Consider the following 19764-nt stretch of genomic DNA (forward strand, 5'->3'; position numbering starts at 1 on the left):
CGCATCACACAGCATTGCGGACAGCTTACAAAGCAGGAGCTTCAAATGACGACGCGCGTGAACCCCGATTGCCGGCTAGAGGATCAAGGCATTAACGGGCTGGGACAGGTCTATTACAACCTGCCAGAGCCTGCCTTGATGACCGAAGCAGTCGCACGCGGCGAAGGCAAATTGGGGCTGGGCGGCGCGTTCCTTGTTTCGACCGGTGCGCATACGGGCCGATCGCCCAAGGATAAATTTGTCGTCCGCACGCCCTCGGTCGAAGACACGATCTGGTGGGAAAACAACGCGCCCATGTCGCCCGAGGCGTTCGATCTGCTGCATGCGGATATGCTGGAACATATGAAGGGCCGTGATTACTTTGTGCAGGACCTGTTTGGCGGCGCCGATCCGGCTGAACGTCTGGATGTGCGTGTCGTCACCGAACTGGCATGGCACGGCTTGTTCATCCGCCACCTTCTGCGCCGCCCCGAAGCCGAAGAGCTGGCAGGTTTCGCCCCGGAATTCACCATCATCAATTGCCCGTCTTTCAAGGCGGATCCCGCGCGCCATGGCTGCCGCTCCGAAACCGTCATCACGCTGAACTTCGACAAGAAGCTGATTCTGATTGCGAACACCGCTTATGCCGGTGAAAACAAGAAATCGGTCTTCTCGCTGCTGAACTATATCCTGCCGTCCAAAGGCATCATGCCGATGCATTGCAGCGCAAACCATGCGCCGGACAATCCTGATGACAGCGCGATTTTCTTCGGCCTGTCGGGCACGGGCAAGACCACGCTGTCGGCTGACCCGTCGCGTGTGCTGATCGGCGATGACGAACACGGCTGGTCCGATGATGGTATCTTCAACTTTGAAGGTGGCTGCTATGCCAAGACCATCAATCTGTCCCCCAAGGCCGAGCCTGAAATCTATGGCACCACGACGCGCTTTGGCACCGTGATCGAAAACATGGTCTACGATCAGGACACGCTGGAACTGGATTTCGAGGATAACTCGATCACCGACAATATGCGCTGCGCCTATCCGCTGGAGGCGATTTCGAACGCATCACCGACCAGCCTTGGCGGTCACCCGAAAAACGTGATCATGCTGACCTGCGATGCCTATGGGGTGCTGCCCCCGATCGCGCGACTGACACCAGCACAGGCGATGTATCACTTCCTGTCGGGCTTCACTGCCAAGACGCCGGGGACCGAGGTCGGGGTGGTGGAACCGATCCCGACATTCTCGACCTGTTTCGGCGCGCCCTTCATGCCCCGCCGCCCCGAGGTCTATGGCAAGCTGTTGCAGGAAAAGATTGCCCAGCACGGCGCGTCCTGCTGGCTGGTGAACACCGGCTGGACCGGTGGTGCGTTCGGAACGGGTTCACGCATGCCGATTGCGGCCACCCGCAACCTGCTGGCCGCAGCATTGGACGGTAGCCTGAACGAGGTCGAATTCCGCAAAGATCCGAACTTCGGCTTCGAGGTTCCGGTCAGTGTGCCCAATGTCAGCGACATCCTGCTGGACCCGCGTCGCACATGGGATGACCCGATGGCCTACGACGTGCAGGCCGCAAAGCTGGTGCAGATGTTCTGTGACAATTTCGCGCAATATCTGGATGCCATCGACGATGAAGTTCGCAGCGCGGCTATCGGCTGACGCAGGGGCCGCCGCAGCCGGCGGCCCATATCATCCTGCTATGGCTAGACAAATAAGAGTGCCCCGGAACGGCATGATCAAGCGTTCCGGGGCATCTTACATATAATGTCGCGGACTAGAGTCCGAGGCAATGGCGCATAACGGCTTTTTGCGCGTGAAGCCTGTTTTCCGCTTCGTCAAAAATGACCGAATGCGGACCGTCCATCACTTCGCTTGTCGCCTCATCATCGCGGTGTGCGGGCAAACAATGCATAAACAGCGCTTCAGGCTTGGCTTTTGCCATTAAGGCCGTATTGACCTGATAACCGCGCAATTGATTGTGACGACGCTCTTTTGCGGATTGGGGATCATGCATGCTGACCCATGTGTCCGTGACAACCAGATCGGCACCTATAACGGCTTTATGCGGGTCGCGCTCGATCGTTACCGGATAACCTTTGGCGGCTGCGTAATCCAGCCATTCGCGTTCGGGGTCCAGCGGGGGCGGGCCGGTGAAGGTCAGGTCAAAGCCGAACTGGCCAGCTGCCTGCGCGAAACTTGCAAAGACGTTATTGCCATCGCCCGACCAGACCACCTTTTTGCCCGCAATCGGACCGCGGTGTTCCTCGAAGGTCATGATATCGGCCATGATCTGGCAAGGGTGGGTACGATTGGTCAGGCCGTTGATCACCGGAACGGTGGCATGTTCGGCCATTTCCAGCAGGGTTGCTTCCTCGAACGTGCGGATCATGATCAGATCGACATAGCGCGAAAGGACCCGCGCCGTATCGGCAATGGTTTCGCCGTGACCCAGCTGCATTTCCGATCCCGACAGGATCATCGTCTGCCCGCCCATCTGGCGCACACCCACATCGAAACTGACGCGCGTGCGGGTCGAGGGCTTTTCGAAAATCAGCGCGACCATATGGCCTGCCAGCGGCGTTTCGTCGTCCGGCGTTCCCTTGGGCTGGCCTTTACGGGCCGTTTTCATCGCTTTGGCATTGTCGATGATGGACCGCAGGTCCTCGGGGCTGGTCGTGTGGATATCAAGGAAATGGGTCATCTGTCTGTCTTTCGGCGATTTTCGCAAGCAAGCCCGCTTGAGAGGGCGGGGTCAAGGGGGCGTTGCCCCCACCGCGCATTCACGCGGCCCCTTGGAATGTTTTCACACCAATGATGCCCTCATCGAAGGCGTTTTCGCGATTTACCGGCCAGACACAGCGACATCCTTAGGCCGCCAGATCGCTGGCGGCCTGATCCAGACGGTCCACCGCCTCGGCAATATCCGCATCCGAGATATTTAGCGGCGGCAACAGGCGCAGGGTGTTGTCGGCGGCAGGTACCGTCAGGATGTGCCGGTCATAACCTGCCCTGACCAGATCGACCGGAGCCACCTTGCACTTCAGGCCCAACATCAAGCCCTGACCGCGCACGCCCTTGAAGACATCGGGATGGGCCGCAATCAGCCCTTCCAGCTTTTGCCGGAACAAACCGCCCTTGCGGTTCACCTCGGCCAGAAACTCCGGCTCGGCCACGATCTCCATCACACGGGATCCGACAGCGCAGGCCAACGGGTTGCCGCCATAGGTCGAACCATGCGTCCCCGCCACCATTGCAGCCGCCGCTTTTTCCGACGCCAACACCGCCCCCAAGGGGAAGCCGCCGCCGATGCCCTTGGCGATCATCATCACATCCGGCGTCACGCCGGAATATTCATGGGCGAACAAACGTCCGGTCCGGCCAACACCACATTGAACCTCGTCCAGTACCAGCAGCGCGCCTGTTTCATCGCATAGCTGGCGAATGGCGCGCAGATCCTCATCCGCGATGGGACGAATGCCGCCTTCGCCCTGCACGGGTTCCAGCATCACAGCAGCAGTCCGGTCCGACATCACGGCCTTCAGTGCCTCCAGATCACCCCACGGCAGGGTCCGGAAACCGGGCATCAGCGGACCAAAACCCTTAACCATTTTTTCGGCGCCCGATGCGGCGATGGCACCAGTGGAACGGCCATGGAAGGCACCTTCAAAGGTCAGAACCTCGATCCGGTCGGGGTCACCGGCGTGATCCCAGTATTTGCGAATCATCTTGATCGCCAGTTCCGCAGCCTCGGTGCCGGAATTGGTAAAGAAGACCGTATCGGCAAAAGTTGCTTCGACCAGTTGCGAGGCCAGTTTTTCCTGCTGGGCGATCTGGTACAGGTTCGACACATGCCAGATCTTACCGGCCTGTTCGGTCAAAGCGGCCACCAGCTCGGGGTTTGCGTGGCCCAGAACATTGACTGCGATGCCCGCGCCCAGATCCAGATATCGGGTCCCGTCAGCGGTAATCGCCCAAGAGCCTTCGCCCCGTTCGAAAGACAAAGGGGCACGGTTATAGGTCGGCAAGACATGCGAAATCATGGGAATGCTCCGGCAACGGGATCAAAAGAAGCGGGAAGAAGAAGACAAACGGGGGGCGGGACGCGGCCCGCGGGGGCTGCGTCAGCGTCGGTTGATGCGGGCACGTCGTTTGCTCATGCCGGCAAAGATGCGCAGGATGCATCTTCGACGCAAGCGCTATTTGCGCATTTATCAGGGTTTCATGCGATATCCCGATTTCAGCCAGCGCCACGCGACATAAAGCACAACCACTGCCACAGCCACGCAGATCAGTGCACCACGCAGGGGCGGCGCATCACTGACGCCTGTCACGCCAAAGCGTGCGCCGTCGATCAGATAAAAGATGGGATTCCAATGCGACAGTGTGTTGAACGGCTGTGGCAAGGTTTGCACGGAATAGAACGTCCCCGACAAAAAGCTGAGCGGTGTGATAATAAAATTCGTGATCGCAGCCATTTGATCGAATTTCTGAGCCATGATTCCGGCCAGAATGCCCAGACCGCCCAGCAGCACTGCCGCCAGCAGGACAAAACACAGCGCCCACAAAGGATGGGAAATTCCCCGTCCCGTGACCAGCACCATACCCGTGCCAATGACCGTCGCCACCAGCCCTGCGCGCACGACCGAACCGGCCAGATAACCGGCCAGCAATTCGCCCGCCGACAAGGGCGGCATCAGCGTGTCGACGATATTCCCCTGCACCTTGGCCGAGGTGATGCTGCTGGAAGTATTGGCAAAACTGTTCTGGATCACTGTCATCATCAGAATGCCCGGTCCAAGGAAAACCAGATAGGGCAGGCCCATGATTTCACCGCGCCCCTGCCCCAAAGCCAGCGCGAAAACGACAACGAACAACCCCGCCGTCATCAGGGGGGCAAAAATTGTCTGTTGCCAGACGGCCATGAAACGCATGACCTCTCGTCGGGCCAAAGTGCGAAGGCCCAGCCAGTTTACACGTCCGAAACGGCGGACGCCCATTGCGGGGCGGTCAGGTATCATCTGCAAGGTCATCATGCGGTCCTTGAATTTCTGCGCATCGGCGGCTAAATCTCGGCATCCCGTTTCTGACGGGACCAATCGCAGGTTACAAGATGGGGCGGCAGGTCAGACCCGCCCGGAAAGGCAGCCATGTCCTGGACGGATGAACGTGTCGAGACGCTGAAGCGCATGTGGTCCGAGGGCCAGTCGGCCAGTGCCATCGCAAAAGAACTGGGGGGCGTCACCCGGAACGCCGTGATCGGCAAGGTGCACCGCCTTGGCCTGTCCAACCGCACCGAAGAGCCCGAGGCAACGCCTGCACCCGCAGCAGCAGCCCCCGCGCCCGAAGCTGTGGCACCCAAAAAGCCGGCAGCACCCAAGGCCGCAGCCCCCGCGCCGCAGCCCGCAGCCCCACGCCCCGCACCTGCCGCGGTCGAGCCCGAGGAAAAGGAAGAACCCGCGCCCCAGCCCGTGTTCACCCCCGTCCCCCGTCGTCCGATCGTGCCCGCAGGTCAGCCCCTGCCGCCGCAGCCTTCTGCAAACGAGATCAGCCCCGAGGCGCTGGCCTCGGTCCGCGAAGTCGAAAAGAAGGCGTTGAAGCTGTCGTTGATGGAATTGACCGAACGGACCTGCAAATGGCCGATCGGCGATCCGGCAACGGAGAAATTCTGGTTCTGCGGTCTGCCCAGCCAGCCGGGCAAACCTTACTGCGAGGCCCATGTCGGTGTCGCCTTCCAACCCATGAGCTCGCGTCGCGACCGTCGTCGCTGAATGCCACGCCCATAGAAATCACGAAAGGCCGCCTGCATGGGCGGCCTTTTTCATGTCAGCCCTTGTTTTGATGTGCCGAGATCAGGGCGACCACTTGCAGGATCAGGATGGCGGCCACCAGTTCAAGCGCCTCCTCGGCGCGGCCCGCGACTGTATTGGTCCAATCTGACAGATTGATCCCCCAAGGCGCCAGTTTGCGACCCAGACCGTCCAGCGTTTTTGCAATGACATGCAGTCCAAGGCAACCAGCAACCAGCCACGCAGCCACATCACCTGCCCGCAGTGACATCACCCAAGGTTTGAAATCACGGCGCAGCAAACGCAGCCCCGCCGTCATCAATAAGACCAGAATCACCAGACCGGCCAGCTTTTGCCCCCAGCCGCTGTCACCTGAATAAAGCCGCAGCGATAAGATCCCGCTGTCGGTAAACGCCTTGTCCCAATCCAGCTCGCGCAACCCGCCAGCAGCGATCAGCACCACCTGATGCCAGCGTGACAGGTCGGTTATGACACCCAGCCATATGGCTGCGCAGACCAGATAGATTGCCGACAAACGCTCGATCGGGCCGCTTTCGGCAAAAACATCCTTGGGCGTATGGGCCATCACCAGCCCCGCCATGACAACTGTCAAGGTCGACAGGCAAACAACAGCGAACAGAAGGACAGGATCGAAGGGGCGGTTCTGGGCGGAATAGGGCAATGCAGGCTCTGTGACAGTTATGTGAAAGCAGGCCAACTGTCGAAAGTGGCGCGGGGTTGCAATGCCCCGGCACGCTGACGTTGCGTTAATATGGCCGGCATTCATTCCACCGAAAATCCAGCCCAGACTTTCAATCGCATCCAACAAGGGCTAGAGATGCGCCGACTGAAAAGGACGCATTCCATGGCCCGCCATCTCATCACCTCTGCCCTGCCCTATATCAACGGGATCAAGCATCTGGGGAACCTTGTCGGGTCCCAGCTGCCCGCCGATCTTCTGGCCCGCTATCAGCGCGCAAGGGGGCACGAGGTGATGTTCATCTGCGCCACCGACGAACATGGCACGCCCGCCGAACTGGCCGCCGCCAAGACCGGTGAAGCGGTCGAGGATTACTGCGCGCGGATGCATGGCGAACAGGCCGAACTGGCCCGTGGCTTCGGGCTGTCTTTTGACCATTACGGCCGGTCCAGCAGCCCGCAGAACCGTGCACTGACCCAGCATTTCGCAGGTCAGCTGGCCGATCAGGGCTATATCCGCGAGGTGTCTGAAAAGCAGGTCTATTCCAACGCCGATGGCCGCTTTCTGCCCGACCGCTATATCGAGGGCACCTGCCCCAATTGCGGTTACGACAAGGCGCGCGGCGACCAATGCGAAAACTGCACCAAGCAGCTGGACCCCACCGATCTGATCGACCCGCGCAGCGCCATCAGCGGCAGTACCGATCTGGAAGTGCGTGAAACCAAGCATCTGTATCTGCGCCAATCCGCCCTGAAGGACGAGATTGCCGCATGGATCGACAGCAAAACCGACTGGCCGATCCTGACGACCTCAATTGCCAAGAAATGGCTGACCGATGGCGACGGCTTGCGTGACCGCGGCATCACGCGCGATCTGGACTGGGGCGTTCCCGTCAAGCATGGCGACAAGGATTGGCCGGGGATGGAGGGCAAGGTCTTCTATGTCTGGTTCGACGCCCCCATCGAATATATCGCAGCCACCGCCGAATGGGCCGATGCGAACGGTCGTTCCGATGCCGACTGGCGCAGCTGGTGGCGCAAGGATGAGGGCGCGGATGACGTGACCTATACCCAGTTCATGGGCAAGGATAACGTTCCCTTCCACACGCTGTCCTTCCCGGCGACCCTGATCGGCTCGGGCGAACCGTGGAAGATGGTCGATTACATCAAGTCGTTCAACTATCTGACCTATGACGGTGGCCAGTTCAGCACCAGTCAGGGACGCGGCGTTTTCATGGACCATGCGCTGTCGATCCTGCCCGCCGATTACTGGCGCTGGTGGCTGTTGTCCCACGCCCCCGAATCAGGCGACAGCGAATTCACGTGGGAAAACTTCCAGCAGTCGGTGAACAAGGATCTGGCCGATGTGCTGGGCAACTTCGTCAGCCGCATCACCAAATTCTGCCGCAGCAAGTTCAGCGAAGCCGTCCCTGAAAGCGCCGATTACGGCCCCGAGGAACTGGAACTGATCGCCGATCTGACGTCCCGCATCCGCACCTATGAGCGGATGATGAACGATATGGAGGTTCGCAAATCCTCGGCTGAATTGCGCGGCATCTGGGTTCGTGGCAATGAATACCTGCAAGCCGTAGCCCCATGGACGGCCTTCAAGACCGATCCGGACGAGGCCGCGATGCAGGTCCGTATGGGCCTGAACCTGATTCGCCTTTATGCGATCCTGTCAGAACCCTTCATCCCCTTTGCCGCCAAATCGACCCTACAGGCGATGAATGTCACCGATGCTGCATGGCCCGATGATGTCACCGCAGCGTTGCGCGCCCTGCCCGCAGGCCATGTCTTTACTGTCCCCGATGTGCTTTTCGCCAAAATTTCGGATGAAAACCGCGCCGAATGGGAAGAACGTTTCAGCGGCGTCCGCAGCTGACCGTTTGCACCGCCGTGACAACAATCACGGCGTCGCCCCCGAGGTGGACATTCCACCGCCGGACAGGTCTTATCCGGATCAACCCTGAATAACGGAGATCCGGATGACCCATTGCATCCTTATCGGCGCCCCCGTGGACGAAGGGCAGCGTCGCCCCGGCTGCCTGATGGGCCCTGCCGCCTATCGCACCGCAGGTCTTGCCGGCACCCTATCCGCCCTTGGCCACACGATCGAGGATCGCGGCGATGTCGCACCCGCCCCCATCGGGCAGGAAACCTGCGCCAATCCCGCTGTTCATCACCTGCCTGAAACTATCGCATGGACCAAGGCGCTGGCATCTGCGACCCAAAATGCCCTGCCTGACGGCATGCCCATCATTATGGGCGGCGATCATTCACTGGCCTTGGGAACGGTCGCGGGCGTTGCGGCGCATGCTGCGAACATCGGACGCCCGCAGTTCGTGATCTGGCTGGACGCGCATAGCGATTTCCACACCGTCAATTCAACCACATCGGGGAACCTGCATGGCACGCCGATGGCTTATGCCAATGGTCAGGACGGCTTTGACCCCTTCCCGCCTTTTCCAAACCCGATCCCCGGTGACAACATCTGCATGTTCGGTATCCGCAGCGTCGATCCCGCCGAACTGGCACTGATGCAGCCAACCGATATCACCGTGAACGATATGCGGGTTCTGGATGAACAGGGCATCGTCGCGCCGCTAAGGACCTTCCTCGACCGCGTCTGTGCGGCAAACGGGTTGTTGCATGTCAGTCTGGATGTCGACTTCCTTGATCCCTCCATCGCACCAGCTGTCGGCACAACCGTCCCCGGCGGTGCCACTTTCCGCGAGGCGCATCTGGTGATGGAGCTGCTGCACGAATCAGAGCTGGTGACATCGCTGGATCTAGTCGAATTGAACCCGTTTTTGGATGAACGCGGCCGGACAGCCAAGCTGATGGTCGATCTGGTCGGCAGTCTGATGGGCCGCAAGGTCTTTGACCGTCCGACTCGCAGTTACGGATAAGGGGCAGCCCCCGACCAAGACAAAATCCGGGGGCATGATGCCCCCGGGATACTGGTTACCAAAGCTTGTTTTCGCGGTCATAGAACCGCTTTGACGCGGCTGCCACAAATGCATCTGCATCCAGCGCGGTAACGCCGTCGTCAGCTTCGACGCCTGCAGCCTTCAGCAGGGGTGCCGCGGCATCATCGGCAGCGATTGCTTTCAGGTGCGCGAAGGCGTCCGATACAAAGTCGATGGCGGGTTTGTATTTGGCGAATTTTGCCCCGTCATCTTCGCCCAGAACCAATGCAATCGCGTCCAACAGGACCGAAGGCGTGCCTGCCAACTGCGCCTCTGCCTTGCCGCGTTCCTTTGCGATCATGGTGACCTTGCCACCCTGCGCCTCGACGGCGGCCTTGATGGCATCTGCCTTCGCCGTATCGCCCCCATCGCCGATCAGAATGCCGACACTCCGGCCTTTCAGCGTATGCTTGGCATTCTTGACGATCGACAGCGCGTCCGAGACGGGCATGTCGATCGGGTCACGGAAGGGGGTCGCGGCCTCTGGCAGTTCCTCGGCCAGACCTTCTGCGACCATCTTGGCCAGACCCTCGTCCACGACGCGCAGATGTCCCAGAATGCGCTGAATCACATGACCCAAGCCGACCTTTGACAATTCGAACGTAATTGCATCCGCAATATGATGCTGTTCAGCCTCGGTCTGGCTGCGATAGAACATGCGGGCCTGACTATAATGGTCACCGAACAGCTCCGAACGCACGCGCAGTTTCTGGTCCGGCTCATTCCCCAGATCGGTCATGGATTTGACTGTTTTGAAGCCCTGATCAACGGCGCGGGGGCCAGTTTCCTCACCCACTTGGCTGAGGCTGTTGGGTTCGTAATTGGCACGGCCTTTGGGCACGGCCATTTGCATCATACCGTCGCGCTGGAAGTTGTGCATCGGGCATTTGGGCGCATTGATCGGGATCTGGTGGAAGTTTGCCGTCCCCAGACGGGATTTCTGCGTATCCAGATAGCTGAACAAGCGACCTTGCAGCAGCGGATCATCGGTGAAATCGATGCCGGGAACGATATTGGCAGGACAGAAGGCGACCTGTTCGGTTTCGGCAAAGAAGTTATCGGGGTTGCGGTCAAGCACCATACGACCCACGATGCGGACCGGAATATCCTCCTCGGGGATCAGCTTTGTGGCGTCCAGCACGTCATAGGGCTGCTGTTCGGCCCATTCGGCGTCAAATGTCTGGATGCCCAGTTCCCATTCGGGGTAATCGCCGCCCTCGATGGCTTCCCACAAATCCTGACGGTGGTAATCCTGATTGGCACCGGCGGTTTTGACAGCCTCGTTCCAGACCTGACTTTGCAGACCCAGTTTCGGCTTCCAGTGGAATTTGACAAAGGTCGATTTGCCTTCGGCATTCACCAGACGGAATGTATGGACGCCGAACCCTTCGATCATACGATAGCTGCGTGGAATGCCGCGATCGGACATGGCCCACATGATCATATGCATCGATTCGGGCATCAACGATACGAAGTCCCAGAAGGTGTCATGGGCACTGGCGGCTTGGGGATAGCCCTTGTCCGCCTCCATCTTGACGGCATGGATCAGGTCGGGAAATTTGATGGCATCCTGAATGAAAAAGACCGGAATGTCGTTGCCGACCAGATCCCAATTGCCTTCTTCGGTATAGAATTTCACCGAAAATCCGCGAACATCGCGGGGGGTATCCACACTGCCCGAACCGCCTGCAACGGTCGAGAACCGCGTAAACACCGGAATGCGGGATTTTTTAGTCAGAAAACTGGCCGAGGTCAGCTCGGGAATAGGATCCGTGCATTCGAAATAACCATGTGCGCCTGACCCGCGGGCGTGGACGATCCGTTCCGGAATACGTTCATGGTCGAAATGGAAAATCTTTTCACGCAGAACAAAATCTTCCAGCAGAGTTGGCCCCTTGGCCCCTGCTTTCAGGCTGTTCTGGTTGTCTGAAACGGGAATGCCCTGATTGGTGGTCAGCGTTTCGCCGCCCCGCTGGTGCAATTCGCCGCCGTTGCCTTGCGTCTCGGTGATATCGGACATGCTGGCCTCCTCTGGTCGCTTGCGCATCTGGGCAAGTAACACGTGCATCAATCACGCAGTTCCCGATTTCATCGGCTGATATACATCAACCCGCTTGCCGAAGGCGGCAGCATTTGTCATATGCAGGGACGGTCACGCGGACGTGGCGAAATCGGTAGACGCACCAGACTTTAAAATTTGGAGTGCCCGGCGGGAAATCGTCGGAGTAGAACCGCTCAAATTCGGGGAAAGCTGTGGGGGTCAAACCCCGTGCCAATCCCGAGCCAAGCCCGAGCGATCGGGAAGGTGTAGAGACTAGACGGGCGGCACCTAAGACCCCTTGCGGGGAGATGGTGAAGGGATAGTCCAGACCACGAACGTCGAAAGACGGCGGCGAAAGTCGAAGTGGTACGAAAATCTGTTTTCCGTAAGGAAGTGCGGGTTCAAGTCCCGCCGTCCGCACCACCACCCCCTTGTTTTACCGGCGGCCCGCCGCCATTCTGGCGGCCTGCGGCAGCCCCCGCAGGCGCATCATGGCCCATGCACCCATGAAAGGTCCGGGCATCAGGGCCAGAAAAACCCAACGCCATCCGCCAAGCAGCGTTGCCAATACCGGCATCAGCCAGATTGCCACCACCGTCAGCGCAAAGCCCAAGGCCAGCTGCATCGTCAGCGCCGTACCGACAAGGCGCGGGTCGGACAGCTCTGTCAGGGCGGCGGAAAACTGGGCGCTGTCACCGATGATGCTGATCCCCCAGATGATGGCAATCAACGCCACCACCCATGCAGGCCCAGCCCATGCCAGACAGATCAGCACGGCACAGGACCCCGAAACAGCCATCATGCCTGCGGTGGTCAGACAACGCCCGACCAGATCGGACAAAAAGCCGCCAAGTGCACATCCGATGACCCCCGAGGCGATCACAACAAATGTCAGGACCGAAGCGTTGCCGAACGGCAAATCGCCCGCCTGCCCTGCCGCAATCGCAAAAGACAGGAACCACGCCCACATCGCATAGAGTTCCCACATATGGCCGAAGTAGCCCAGATTGGCCAAGCGGACCGGACGGTCGCGCAGAACGGCCAGCGTCTGGCGGGGATCAAAGCTGGCGCGGGCAAATCCGTGCGGACCCTCACGCACGGTCAGTCCGAAGATACAGGCCGATGTCAGGGCCGCAATGCTGGCCCCCGCCACGACAAGGCGCCAATCCAGCCCCTGCCCCAAAGCCCGCAACAGATGCGGCATGGCAGACCCCAAGGTCAGCGCCCCGACCAGCAGACCCATGGCAAGACCGCGCCCTTTGACGAACCATGTTGCCATCAGCTTCAATGCTGGGGGATAGACACCGGCCAAAGCCACACCTGTCGCCAGCCGTGCCAACAGCAGTCCGGCAAAATCCGGTTCCAGCAAAACAGCACCATTGGCCAACGCCGCCAGCGTGGCTGCGATGGTAATCAGCCGCGTCATGGGCATAATATCGGGCAGGTTCACCGCCGAGGACGCAAGCGCCCCCAGCACGAAACCGATCTGGACCGCATTGGTCAGCCACGCGGATTGCGTATTGCTTAGCCCCCAATGGCTTACCAGATCGGGACCGATTGCCGTGGTCGAAAACCAGCACGCCATTGCACCGATGACACCGGCACAGATCAGCGCCAACGCTTTCCAGCGTCCGTCCGCGACCACAGCGGACATCAGGTTTCGACCTGCTGCGGCTCGCGCGGGGGGCGGCCGATGATGTCGCGCAGGGCGTCCAGCTCGATGAAGTTATCCGCCTGACGACGCAATTCATCGGAAATCATGGGCGGCTGGCTGCGGATTGTCGAAACGACCGACACCCGCACACCTTGCCGTTGCAATGATTCCACCAAAGGCCGGAAATCACCATCGCCCGAAAAGATGACCGCGTGATCCAGCCGCGGGGCCAGTTCCATTGCGTTCACCGCCAGCTCGATGTCCATATTGCCTTTGATTTTACGGCGTCCGACAGCATCGGTATATTCACGCGCCGGTTTCGACACGACACAAAAGCCGTTGTAATGCAGCCAGTCCACCAAAGGACGAATGGGGGAATATTCGTCGCCCTCGACAAGGGCGGTATAATAATAGGCGCGCATCAGCTTGCCACGTCGGTCGAATTCCTGACGAAGCAGTTTATAATCGACATCGAACCCAAGCGCCTTCGCTGCCGCATAGAGGTTCGCACCATCTATAAAAATTGCCAATCTGTCGTCTTTGTAGAACATTCAATGTTGCCTTTAATGGACTTGAGGATTCAAGGCGCGTATCAAAACCGGGGTGAGGGACCCGGAAATTGAGGCCCATGGCGTAACCTGTAGGACAAAGCGGAAAGCGTGGTTAACCTATCTTTTGGTATCGTTGCACTTGGTGCGAACCTTCCGGTGTCAGCGCAGAGTCTTTGGGCGACCTTAGGGTCGACCTTGGGCATTCTGCACAAACATGCTGATATTTCAATATGTTCAGTAAGCCGGTTTTGGAAAACACCGGCCTTCCCTGCGGGCTCTGGCCCTGATTATGCAAATGCTGTGGCACTTGTCTCTACTAAACTTTCCCCTACGGCACTTTTGACGGAACTGCACAGGATCGAAGCGGGGGCCGGACGCGACAGAACCAACGGGCGCTGGTCCGCACGGGTTTTGGATCTGGATCTGGTTGCTTATGACCGGGTGATATTGCCCGATGCAGCGCATGTGGAAAGCTGGATCGACCTGCCTTTGGACCAACAAAAGATCAAGGCCCCCGACCAGCTGATCCTGCCCCATCCCCGCCTGCAAGATCGCGCATTTGTGTTGGCACCGATGGCGGAAATTGTCCCGAACTGGCGTCATCCGATGACAAGCCGCACCGTGGCGCAGATGCTGGCCGATCTTCCCCCCGATGCACTGGCCGGAATACAGCCCATGCCAGCCGCTGATTTACCGGCTTTTGCTTGACAAAACCGCCGCATCTGCCCACTAGTCCTTTTTCGCCCCGAATATTCGATTCGCAACTGCACAGGTGATTCCATGGCCCGCGTAACGGTTGAAGACTGCGTCGACAAAGTTCCCAATCGCTTTGATCTGGTGATGCTTGCGTCGCATCGCGCCCGTGAGATCACGGCCGGCTCTGCGCCGACTGTGGATCGTGACAATGATAAAAATCCGGTCGTCGCCCTGCGCGAGATCGCTGATGAAACCCAGCCCGTCGATGATCTGCGCGAGCGGATGATCGAATCGACCCAGACGCAGATCGAAGTCGATGAACCCGAAGAAGACGCGATGGCGCTTTTGCTGGGTGCCGAGGTTGATCGTCCCAAGCCCGCCGATGAAGAATCGGAAGAACGGATGCTGCGGATGATGCTGGAAGCCAACCAGCGCGGCTGATACAAACACGCGAAAGCACAGGGCAGACGAGGTCTTCGACAAAGCTATGATTGACGTCGAGGATCTGCTTGCCCTGGTGCGAAACTATAACCCGCGCAGCAATGCCGCGCTGATCCGCGACGCTTACGAATATGGCATGCGGATGCATGAGGGGCAGTTCCGGCATTCCGGCGAACCCTATTTTACCCACCCCATTGCTGTCGCTGCCATCCTGACGGAAATGCGTCTGGATGATGCCACCATCATCACCGCCCTTCTGCATGACACGATCGAGGATACGCGTTCGACCAAGGAAGAAGTCGCGGGCATGTTCAGCCCCGAGATTGCCGAACTGGTCGATGGCGTCACCAAGCTGACCAATCTGGAACTGTCCAGCACCCAGTCGAAACAGGCCGAAAACTTTCGCAAACTGTTCATGGCCATGTCGCGCGACATGCGGGTCATTCTGGTCAAACTGGCCGACCGTCTGCACAATATGCGCACCATCCGGTCGATGCGCCCTGAAAAGCAGGTCAAGAAAGCCCGCGAGACCATGGATATCTATGCCCCCCTTGCGGGCCGCATGGGCATGCAATGGATGCGCGAGGAGCTTGAGGATCTGGCCTTCAAGGTCATCAACCCCGAGGCGCGTTCCTCGATCATCCGCCGTTTCGTCAGCCTGCAAAAAGACAGCGGCGATATCATTGGCCAGATCACCACGGACATCCGCGCCGAACTGGAACGCGAAGGCATTGATGCCGATGTTTTTGGCCGCGCCAAAAAGCCGTTCAGCGTCTGGCGCAAGATGCAGGAAAAGCAGCTGGCGTTTTCGCGTCTGTCCGACATCTATGGCTTTCGGATCATCACCCGCTGTGAAATGGACTGCTATCGCACACTTGGTGTGATCCACCATCGCTGGCGCGCCGTTCCGGGCCGGTTCAAGGATTACATCAGCCAGCCAAAAACCAACGGATATCGGTCCATCCACACGACGGTTTCGGGCCGTGACGGCAAGCGGGTTGAAATCCAGGTTCGCACCCGCCAGATGCACGAAGTCGCCGAGGCTGGCGTTGCGGCCCATTGGGCTTACCGCGATGGCGTTCGCACGAAGAACCCCTTTGCTGTCGATCCCGCCGAATGGGTTGCCAGCCTGAATGACCGTTTCGACACCGAGGATCACAACGAATTCCTCGAACATGTCAAAATGGAGATGTATCAGGATCAGGTCTTCTGCTTCACCCCCAAGGGCGACGTGATGCAGCTGCCGCGTGGTGCAACCCCGATCGACTTTGCCTATGCCATCCATACGCGTCTGGGCAATTCCTGCGTCGGCGCGAAAATTGACGGCATCCGCGTCCCCTTATGGACACGCCTGAAGAACGGCCAATCGGTGGATATTATCGCCGCGTCCGGCCAGCGCCCGCAGGCGACATGGCTGGACATCGTCGTTTCGGGCCGCGCCAAAGCCTCTATCCGCCGCAGCTTGCGCGAGGAGGACCGCGACCGCTTTATGCGTCTGGGTCGCGAATTGGTCCGCGTCAGTTTCGAACATGTGGGCCGCAAGGTCACCGATAAGGCGCTGCGAACCGCTGCTAGACAGATGGGCATCGCCTCGGCCGAGGATCTGCTGGCCCGCATCGGCAGTGCCGAAAATTCCGCCAAAGAGGTTCTGGGCGTCCTTTATCCTGAACTGGCCGACCGTCAGGATGAAATCGACGGCAAGCGCCCCTTTTCAGGGTTGGAGGCTGACGCGAATTTCAAACGTGCGCCCTGCTGTAATCCGCTGCCCGGTGAACGCATTGTCGGCATCACCTATCGGGGTGCGGGTGTGGTGATCCATGCGATCGATTGTCCGGTTCTGGCCGAATTCGAAAGCAGCCCTGATCGTTGGGTCGATCTGCAATGGCGTGACGGGCGCCATCCTGCCGCTTATTCCAGCGTGTTGAATTTGACGATCCGCCATGATGCCGGCGTGCTGGGACGCATCTGCACCTTGATCGGGGCCCAAGGGGCGAATATCTCGAATCTCGAGTTTATCGCACGCAAGCCTGATTTTTACCGGATCGAGGTTGAAATTGAACTGCGTGACCATGAACATCTGCATAATCTGCTGACCGCACTGGAAGCAGAGAGTGATGTTGCACAGGTCGAACGGGTCCGTGATCCGGCGCTGAAACCCTAGGGCATGTCGGGCCAAAAGGCCCGCATCCCCCATTTATCGGGTGCCATTTTGTTTAAACGACGCAAGCCGCGCAGCTATGGGCAGATCGCCAGCGAGATGATCTATCCCCGCGGGGGGTGGCGACGTGCCACACGATACGTGATGTATCGCCTGCGCCGCCTGCCCGACCAGCCGCATCGCATTGCCCGAGGGGTGGCTGCGGGGGTGTTTGTGTCCTTTACGCCGCTTTTCGGGTTTCACTTTCTGTCAGCGGCGGCTGTGGCATGGATCATCCGCGGCAATATCCTTGCCGCGCTATTGGCGACATTCGTCGGCAATCCGGTAACGCTGCCCTTTATCGCCTTCGCCTCGACCGGCGTGGGGCGGCATATTCTTGGCCTGCGGGGTGATCTGTCGCCGCATTTCATCTTTCGCGAATTTTCCCGTGCCACAGGGGAAATCTGGCACAATATCCATTCGATGTTCGGCCCCAAGGTCGCGCATTGGAATATGCTGCACGATTTTTTCTTCCAGATTTTCTGGCCCTATGTGGTCGGCGGGACAATCCTCGGGCTGCTGATATCGGTGGGGGTGCATTATCTGACGGTGCCGGTCTTTCGCGCCTATCAAAGACGGCGCGAAAAGAAGATGGCGGACCGGATCGAACGCGCCTCGCAGCGGGCCATCGCGCTGGCGGCCCAACGTGCAGCCGCCCTGTCCAAGGCCGAAGCTGACAAGGATCTTCCCTAATACCCTTTGTTGCGGTCGACCAGGTTCCTCACGGGCTGCCCGTTCATGGCGCGCGAAATATTTTCGACCGCCACCTTGGCCGCCGTTTGCGCCCGCGTATCGGCGGCAATATGCGGGGTGACGGTGATCGCCGGATGGCCCCAGAACGGATGGTCCTTTGGCAAAGGCTCGGTCCGGAAGACGTCCAGAACCGCATGGGCGGGTCTGCCGCTTTCCAGCCCTGTCAGCAGGGCCTCGTCGTCAATCAGCGTCCCGCGCCCCGGATTGATCACCCATGCCCCTTGGGGTAACAGGGCCAGCCTGCGGGCATCCAGCAGGTTCCGCGTCTGCGGCGTATCGGGCAGCAGGCAGATCAGGATCTGCGAGCTGGTCAACACATCATCCAACTGCGCCAATGATCGGACATCGATACCATCAACCGGACGCCCCGACGCGCTGACCCCCGTCACAGGAAAACCGACCGCTGACAGCATTGCGGCGGTGGCGCGTCCCAATTCCCCGACACCAAGGATCGTAACGGGGCGTTCGGATGCCAAAGGGGGCACCGTGCTGTTGCGCCATGTCCCGTCCTGCGCATAACCGTCCATCCCCAGATGCGCGCGCATGGTCCAGCCGGTGCAATATTCGGCCATGCCCTGCGCCAGTCCCGGATCGACCATACGGGCCAGCGGCTGGGTCAGCGTCTTGTTCGTGACGATCTTTTCGACCCCAGCCCATAGGCTCTGGATCAGGCGTACATTCACATAGGGGGTGAAATCCGTAATATCGCCGTTCGGGGCATAGATGATCGCATCAAAGCTGGCCGGATCGCCGTCCTGATGCAGCGACAGGTCGGAATCGGCGGCGCGCAGGGCCGGTGCCCATTCTTCCCAAGAGGCGGCAGAAGCGGAAAAACGGACTTTCATAGGATCACCTTGGTCTGTGGACGTGGGCTGACTGCACCAGACCAAAGCCCAGCATCAGGATCATCAAGGATGTTCCCCCATAGCTGACCAATGGCAAAGGCGAGCCCTTGGCGGGCAGCAGCCCCATCACTGTGGCCATGTTGATCGCGAAATACAAAAAGAACGTGGCACTGATGCCGATTGTAATCAGGCTGGCAAAGCGGTCCTTGTTCGAAAGCGCGGAATACAGGCAAAATCCGATGATCAACATATACAGCGACAACAGGGAAAACGCGCCGATAAAGCCGAATTCCTCGGAAAGGACGGTAAAGATAAAGTCCGTGTGCTTTTCAGGCAGGAAGTTCAGGCGGGACTGCGTGCCCTGCATAAAGCCGCGGCCCGACCAGCCCCCCGATCCAAGCGCGATCTGGCTTTGGATGATGTTATAGCCCGCGCCCAAAGGGTCGGCTGTGGGGTCCAGAAAAGTGTCGATCCGCCGGAACTGGTAATCCTTCAACAGCTGCCAATCGGTCCCGCGCGAATGCAGCACTGCATAGACAGCCCCCACCGCCGCACCGATCACCGCCGCAAAATACCACAGCGAAACCCCTGCAACGAACATCACGATCCCGCCGCCCGTGATCAGCATGATCGAGGTGCCAAGGTCAGGCTGCATCAACACCAAAGCCGTCGGTGCCAGAATGATGATCACGGGGATCAGCACCCAAAGCGGGCGCGACACCTTCTTCAGGTCCAGCCAGTCGTAATAAGCCGCCAGCAGCAGCACTTGCGCGATCTTCATCAGCTCGGACGGTTGGACGCGGATGGGGCCGATGTCGATCCAGCGCTGTGCGCCCATGCCGATGGCACCGAACAGATCAACCGCGATCAGCAGCAAAAAGCAGACCACATAGGCCGACACCGAAATGCCGCGCCAGAACCACATCGGCACGAACGCCAGCCCAAGCATGATCACCATGCCCACGGCAAAGCGGTACATCTGCGGTTCGGCCCATGTTTCGATCTTTCCGCCCGCGACGGAATACAGCATCAGAAAACCGATGCAGGATACGGCGGTGATCAGCAGGACCAAGGGCCAGTTGATAAAAAAGACCTTGCGCAGTCCGGTGGGGACCTGCGCGACCTTGTAATTCAGATATGACATCTA

17 protein-coding genes are annotated in these 19764 nt (G+C 59.3%); 8 read left to right on the forward strand and 9 right to left on the reverse strand.

Translation table 11 applies throughout. The annotated features are described in order from the left end of the window. The first annotated feature begins 45 nt into the window (after positions 1-45). The gene (locus DWB67_RS11510) at positions 46-1641 is read left to right on the forward strand and encodes a phosphoenolpyruvate carboxykinase (RefSeq protein WP_119807693.1); all 1596 of its coding nucleotides are present in this window, start codon (positions 46-48) and stop codon (positions 1639-1641) included. Between the two features lie 115 nt (positions 1642-1756). On the opposite strand, the gene argF is transcribed toward DWB67_RS11510, so the two are convergent. The 3 genes from argF to DWB67_RS11525 all read right to left on the reverse strand — a co-directional run bounded on the left by argF (position 1757) and on the right by DWB67_RS11525 (position 5012). Continuing rightward, positions 1757-2683: an ornithine carbamoyltransferase gene (argF, locus tag DWB67_RS11515; RefSeq protein WP_119807694.1), complete on the reverse strand. Its 927-nt coding sequence runs from the start codon at positions 2681-2683 to the stop codon at positions 1757-1759. A gap of 166 nt (positions 2684-2849) precedes the next feature. After that, the gene (locus tag DWB67_RS11520) at positions 2850-4022 is read right to left on the reverse strand and encodes an aspartate aminotransferase family protein (RefSeq protein ID WP_119807695.1); all 1173 of its coding nucleotides are present in this window, start codon (positions 4020-4022) and stop codon (positions 2850-2852) included. A 171-nt stretch (positions 4023-4193) separates the two neighbouring features. Next, complete coding sequence (locus DWB67_RS11525) at positions 4194-5012, reverse strand: ABC transporter permease (protein ID WP_255418658.1); 819 nt, start codon at positions 5010-5012, stop codon at positions 4194-4196. A gap of 117 nt (positions 5013-5129) precedes the next feature. Here DWB67_RS11525 and DWB67_RS11530 point away from each other — a divergent pair, with 117 nt between their 5' ends. Further along, positions 5130-5750 (forward strand): GcrA family cell cycle regulator, encoded by a 621-nt coding sequence (locus tag DWB67_RS11530; protein ID WP_119807696.1) that lies wholly within the window; start codon positions 5130-5132, stop codon positions 5748-5750. Positions 5751-5805: 55 nt separating this feature from the next. Here DWB67_RS11530 and DWB67_RS11535 read toward each other — a convergent pair whose 3' ends face one another. Further along, the gene (locus DWB67_RS11535) at positions 5806-6450 is read right to left on the reverse strand and encodes a hypothetical protein (protein ID WP_119807697.1); all 645 of its coding nucleotides are present in this window, start codon (positions 6448-6450) and stop codon (positions 5806-5808) included. Positions 6451-6633: 183 nt separating this feature from the next. Between DWB67_RS11535 and metG the strand changes: the two genes are divergently transcribed. After that, entirely contained in the window at positions 6634-8352 is a 1719-nt protein-coding gene (metG, locus tag DWB67_RS11540) for a methionine--tRNA ligase (protein ID WP_119807698.1), read from the forward strand. Between the two features lie 97 nt (positions 8353-8449). Further along, positions 8450-9379, forward strand: coding sequence for an arginase (gene rocF, locus DWB67_RS11545; protein ID WP_182911572.1), 930 nt, complete (start codon positions 8450-8452; stop codon positions 9377-9379). A 55-nt stretch (positions 9380-9434) separates the two neighbouring features. Here the strand turns inward: rocF and DWB67_RS11550 are convergent, their stop codons facing one another. The 3 genes from DWB67_RS11550 to DWB67_RS11560 form a co-directional block, all read right to left on the reverse strand. Then, positions 9435-11459: a catalase gene (locus tag DWB67_RS11550; RefSeq protein WP_119807700.1), complete on the reverse strand. Its 2025-nt coding sequence runs from the start codon at positions 11457-11459 to the stop codon at positions 9435-9437. Between the two features lie 457 nt (positions 11460-11916). Beyond that, positions 11917-13134 (reverse strand): nitrate/nitrite transporter, encoded by a 1218-nt coding sequence (locus tag DWB67_RS11555; protein WP_119807701.1) that lies wholly within the window; start codon positions 13132-13134, stop codon positions 11917-11919. Next, on the reverse strand, positions 13134-13685 hold the full coding sequence (locus DWB67_RS11560) for an NYN domain-containing protein (protein WP_119807702.1): 552 nt from the start codon (positions 13683-13685) through the stop codon (positions 13134-13136). Before DWB67_RS11560 ends, DWB67_RS11555 begins: the two co-directional genes overlap by 1 nt. Before the next feature lie 108 nt (positions 13686-13793). On the opposite strand from DWB67_RS11560, the gene folK reads away from it, so the two are divergent. From folK to DWB67_RS11580, 4 genes are all read left to right on the forward strand, one after another. Further along, positions 13794-14393, forward strand: a complete 600-nt coding sequence (gene folK / locus DWB67_RS11565; RefSeq protein ID WP_119807703.1) for a 2-amino-4-hydroxy-6-hydroxymethyldihydropteridine diphosphokinase — start codon at positions 13794-13796, stop codon at positions 14391-14393. 72 nt (positions 14394-14465) lie between these two features. Further along, positions 14466-14822, forward strand: a complete 357-nt coding sequence (gene rpoZ, locus DWB67_RS11570; RefSeq protein WP_119807704.1) for a DNA-directed RNA polymerase subunit omega — start codon at positions 14466-14468, stop codon at positions 14820-14822. 46 nt (positions 14823-14868) lie between these two features. Then, entirely contained in the window at positions 14869-16983 is a 2115-nt protein-coding gene (locus DWB67_RS11575; RefSeq protein ID WP_119807705.1) for a bifunctional (p)ppGpp synthetase/guanosine-3',5'-bis(diphosphate) 3'-pyrophosphohydrolase, read from the forward strand. A gap of 3 nt (positions 16984-16986) precedes the next feature. After that, positions 16987-17712 (forward strand): DUF2062 domain-containing protein, encoded by a 726-nt coding sequence (locus DWB67_RS11580; RefSeq protein ID WP_255418659.1) that lies wholly within the window; start codon positions 16987-16989, stop codon positions 17710-17712. On the opposite strand, the gene DWB67_RS11585 is transcribed toward DWB67_RS11580, so the two are convergent. Together DWB67_RS11585 and rodA are read right to left on the reverse strand one after the other, a co-directional pair. Continuing rightward, the gene (locus DWB67_RS11585) at positions 17709-18617 is read right to left on the reverse strand and encodes a glyoxylate/hydroxypyruvate reductase A (protein WP_119807706.1); all 909 of its coding nucleotides are present in this window, start codon (positions 18615-18617) and stop codon (positions 17709-17711) included. The two genes, DWB67_RS11580 and DWB67_RS11585, sit on opposite strands and share 4 nt — an antisense overlap. Positions 18618-18621: 4 nt before the next feature. Further along, positions 18622-19761, reverse strand: a complete 1140-nt coding sequence (gene rodA / locus DWB67_RS11590; protein WP_119807707.1) for a rod shape-determining protein RodA — start codon at positions 19759-19761, stop codon at positions 18622-18624. Between the last annotated feature and the right edge of the window lie 3 nt (positions 19762-19764).

The sequence above is a fragment of the Paracoccus sp. JM45 genome (assembly GCF_003590715.1).
Classification (GTDB): domain Bacteria; phylum Pseudomonadota; class Alphaproteobacteria; order Rhodobacterales; family Rhodobacteraceae; genus Paracoccus.